Genomic DNA, 4256 nt, shown 5'->3' on the forward strand with positions numbered 1-4256 from the left:
CCGAGCGCCTGCCGCTCGGGACGCTGCTCGCCGACGCGATCGCCCAGGCGCGCGACGGCCTGCCGGTCTCGCCCTCCGAGGCGCGCTGCCTGCCCCGGGACCTGGACACGCTCCACGACGCCCCGAACTTTTCCGCGACCTTCCTGAAGGACGGCAAGCCCTACGGCGCCGGCGAGGTCCGGGCGCTGCCGAGGCTGGCGGCTACCCTGGAGCAGCTCGCCCATGCGGGGCTGCAGGACTTCTACCGCGGCGATGTCGGCCGCGAGATCGCCGCCGACCTCGCGCGGCTCGGCGCGCCGGTCACGCGGGCGGACCTCGAGGGCTTCGCGGCCGTCGAGCGCGCGCCGCTCGCGCTCCGGCGGCGGGACGCCACGCTCTACAACGTCCCGCCCCCCGCCCAGGGGCTCGCCGCGCTGATGATCCTCGGCATCCTCGACCGGCTGGACATCCGCGGGGCGCAGGGCCCGGCGCACCATCACGGGCTGATCGAGGCCACGAAGCGGGCCTTCGCGGTGCGCGACCGGGTGGTCACGGACGTCGCGCACCTGCGCCACGACCCGGCCGCCTTCCTCACGCCCGAGCGCCTCGCCCAAGAGGCCGCGCGGATCGACATGCGGCGCGCGGCCTCCGTGCCGCTGCCCGCGTCCGGTGAGGGCGACACGGTCTGGATGGGGGCGATCGACGGGGAGGGCCTCGCCGTCTCCTACACCCAGTCGGTCCACGGGGCGTACGGCTCCGGCACGGTGCTGCCCGCAACCGGCCTCTGCTGGCAGAACCGCGGCACGGCGTTCTCCCTCGACGCGGGCGCGGTGAACCCTCTGGAGCCCGGCCGGCGCCCGTTCCACACCCTGATCCCGGCGCTGGCCGCCTTCGACGACGGCCGGGTGATGAGCTACGGCAGCACGGGCGACGACGGGCAGCCGCAGGTCCAGGCCCAGATTTTTTCACGATACGCCGATGACGGGATGTCGGTGGCGGACGCCGTCGATGCGCCGCGCCTCCTCTACGGCCGCACCTGGGGGGCGCCCGCGCCCAGCGTGAGGGTGGAGGACCGCCTCGACCCGGGCTGCATCGCGGCGCTGCGCCGCCTCGGCCACGCGGTCAAGGAGCTGGGCTTCCCCGACACCGACGCGCTGGGCCATGCCGGCATGCTGGTGCGCCACCCCCGCGACGGGCGCATCGCGGCCGCGCACGATCCGCGCTCGGACGGAGGGGCGCTGGGGCTGTAGCGGGAGCAGCACTTCCCGGGCATACGTCTCAGGCGGCCCCCTCAGCGTCCTCCCTCCCCCCTCTGCGGAGGAGGGAGAGCGGCGCGGTAGGATCGGGAGCGGCGCGAAGACACCACCCCTTGCGGCCCCGCGTGATCGGGCTGGGGATCGTCCCCCTCCGATCCCGGATGGAAACTCCCGATGGCCGACGGCATCACCCAGGCCGCCTACTGGAACGGCGAGGTCGGCCAACTGGCTGGTCGCGGCCGGTTGAGCCTCCCGCGTCAGATGCCGCGCGCAGCCGACTCAAGGCCGCAGGGAGGCTCTCGGATCACGGCCATAGCCGCTCGCGTTGCCAAGCCTGACTGTCCATCGCTCTACGGTAGCGCAACCGCGTATGCCGACGATCCCCGTCAGCCTGCCAGAACTCGACTTCGGTTGGCTGGACCGCGTAGACAGTCCAGCCGGTCGATACGATGAATGGGTCTCCCTCGATCAGATGGCGTTGCTCGGCCAGGGCGATATCCAACGCCTCATCACCTTCGAGGACGTCGCTCTGACGAGCGAGTAGCGCGCTCGCTCGCGATCCAATCGGACGTGCCAGGAAATCAGCTTCGCAGATCTCGCGGCTCAGTTCGCTGACCTGTCCACGGAGCCGAACCTGGCGGCCGAGTGGCTGCCAGTAGAAGATGAGTGCGGCCTGCGGGCAGAGGGCGATCTGACGGCCCTTGGGGCTGAGCTTCGTACTCGCGAAGTGCCATCCATCGGCATCCACGTTCTTGAGGATCAGGACGCGCGCATCGGGGCAGCCTTCCGCGTCCACGGTGGAGAGCGTCATGGCGTGCGCCTCCGGTATCCCATGGGTGATCGCATCCTGCAGCCACACCCCGAACAGGCTGGCCGGCTCGTCCGGAGCAGCACCAGTATCGAAATCGCGATAGGGGCCTGCGAGGGACTTCAAACCTCGAAGCTGCTCCTTGAGTGACATGGACCTGCTCCGCGTCGGCGCCCTCGACTGATCTCGCATGGCAACGCCACGCACCGCAATTGCGCGCTGCCGGGAGATCGAACGATCCTTCCGGGCGACTCTGCCGGCCGGACAGGCTCGCCGGCTTATGCCTCGCCACCCACTCGGATCCGCGCTAGCATCTACCCCGACGCACCGAGCCGCCGCGCCCCGCCCTGGGGCGCCCTGGCCAAAAGTCCAACTTGATTCGCGAGCCCCGCTGCCGTTGGCTGCGGGTGCGCAGCCGAGCAGAAGCCGACGCGCCACAGGCCACCAAAAGGCCGGGCCGCCGCACGGAGGAGACCCCACCATGAACAAGCCGGAATTCCTGGCCGACGCCAAGACCAAGGCGCCCTTCTCGGCGCGCTACGACAACTTCATCGGCGGGCAGTGGGTCGCGCCCGCGGCCGGCCGCTACTTCGAGAACACCTCGCCGATCACCGGCAAGGTCGTGTGCGAGGTCGCCCGCTCGGACGCGCAGGACATCGAGCGCGCGCTCGACGCCGCCCACGCCGCCAAGGAAGCCTGGGGCCGCACCGCGCCGGCCGAGCGCGCCCGCATCCTCCTCAAGATCGCCGACCGGATGGAGGAGAACCTCGACCTGATCGCGCTCGCCGAGACCTGGGACAATGGCAAGCCGATCCGCGAGACGACGCACGCCGACATCCCGCTCGCCATCGACCACTGGCGCTACTTCGCCGGCTGCGTGCGGGCGCAGGAGGGCTCGATCTCCGAGATCGACCACGACACGGTGGCCTACCACTTCCACGAGCCGCTCGGCGTCGTCGGCCAGATCATCCCGTGGAATTTTCCGATCCTGATGGCCGTGTGGAAGCTGGCCCCGGCGCTGGCTGCCGGCAACTGCGTCGTCATCAAGCCCGCCGAGCAGACCCCCGCCTCGCTGCTGGTGCTGATGGAGGTGATCGGCGACCTGCTGCCGCCGGGCGTGGTGAACGTGGTCAACGGCTTCGGCCTCGAGGCCGGCAAGCCGCTCGCCTCGAGCCCGCGGATCGCCAAGATCGCCTTCACGGGTGAGACGACCACCGGCCGTCTCATCATGCAGTACGCCTCGCAGAACCTGATCCCGGTGACGCTGGAGCTCGGCGGCAAGTCGCCGAACATCTTCTTCGGCGACGTCGCCAACGAGGACGACGACTTCCTCGACAAGGCGCTCGAAGGCTTCACCATGTTCGCCCTCAACCAGGGCGAGGTCTGCACCTGCCCGAGCCGCGCGCTGGTGCACGAGTCGATCTACGACCGCTTCATGGAGCGCGCGATCAAGCGCGTCGAGGCGATCACGCAGGGCTCGCCCCTCGACCCCGCCACCATGATCGGCGCCCAGGCCTCCTCGGAGCAGCTCGAGAAGATCCTCAGCTACGTCGATATCGGCAAGCAGGAAGGCGCCCAGTGCCTCACGGGCGGCGAGCGCAACGTGAAGGAGGGCGAGTTCGCGGGCGGCTACTACATGAAGCCGACCGTGTTCCGCGGCCACAACAAGATGCGCATCTTCCAGGAGGAGATCTTCGGGCCCGTCCTCTCGGTCACGACCTTCAAGGACGACGCCGAGGCGCTCTCCATCGCCAACGACACGCTCTACGGCCTCGGCGCCGGCGTCTGGACCCGCGACGGGACCCGCGCCTACCGCTTCGGCCGGGCGATCCAGGCCGGCCGCGTCTGGACGAACTGCTACCACGCCTACCCGGCCCACGCGGCCTTCGGCGGCTACAAGCAGTCCGGCATCGGCCGCGAGACCCACAAGATGATGCTCGACCACTACCAGCAGACCAAGAACATGCTGGTCAGCTACTCGGCGAAGAAGCTCGGCTTCTTCTGAGACGCGCTCCTCTCGAGAGGAACCTTGCCCCGGCCGCGAGGCCGGGGTTTTTTCGTATCGGGCGGGCAGCCCCGTGCTCTCCCTCCCCCCTCTGCGAGGGAGAGAGAGCGCGGAGGGTGTCATACCGTTTCCGGTTGAAGAGCTCGGTCTGAGGCATCGTCTCAGGACGAAGCGCGGGTCCCCTCTCCCAGAGGGAGAGGGACAGGGT

The 4256-nt window shown here is 70.0% G+C and carries 3 protein-coding genes; 2 read left to right on the plus strand and 1 reads right to left on the minus strand.

Annotation, left to right across the window (positions count from 1 at the left end; all coding sequences use genetic code 11):
- On the plus strand, window positions 1–1229 hold a 1229-nt coding region (locus tag AX737_RS13185; RefSeq protein WP_066922010.1), incomplete at its 5' end, for a gamma-glutamyltransferase.
- Window positions 1230–1539: 310 nt separating this feature from the next.
- On the opposite strand, the gene AX737_RS13190 is transcribed toward AX737_RS13185, so the two are convergent.
- A complete protein-coding gene (locus AX737_RS13190) occupies window positions 1540–2196 on the minus strand; it encodes a pyridoxal 5'-phosphate synthase (RefSeq protein ID WP_156453690.1) in 657 nt (218 codons plus the stop codon).
- A 328-nt stretch (window positions 2197–2524) separates the two neighbouring features.
- Here AX737_RS13190 and adh point away from each other — a divergent pair, with 328 nt between their 5' ends.
- Entirely contained in the window at window positions 2525–4048 is a 1524-nt protein-coding gene (gene adh / locus AX737_RS13195) for an aldehyde dehydrogenase (protein ID WP_066922012.1), read from the plus strand.
- Window positions 4049–4256 lie beyond the last annotated feature (208 nt).

Source organism: Methylobacterium sp. CCH5-D2 (genome assembly GCF_001556475.1).
GTDB lineage: Bacteria > Pseudomonadota > Alphaproteobacteria > Rhizobiales > Beijerinckiaceae > Methylobacterium > Methylobacterium hispanicum.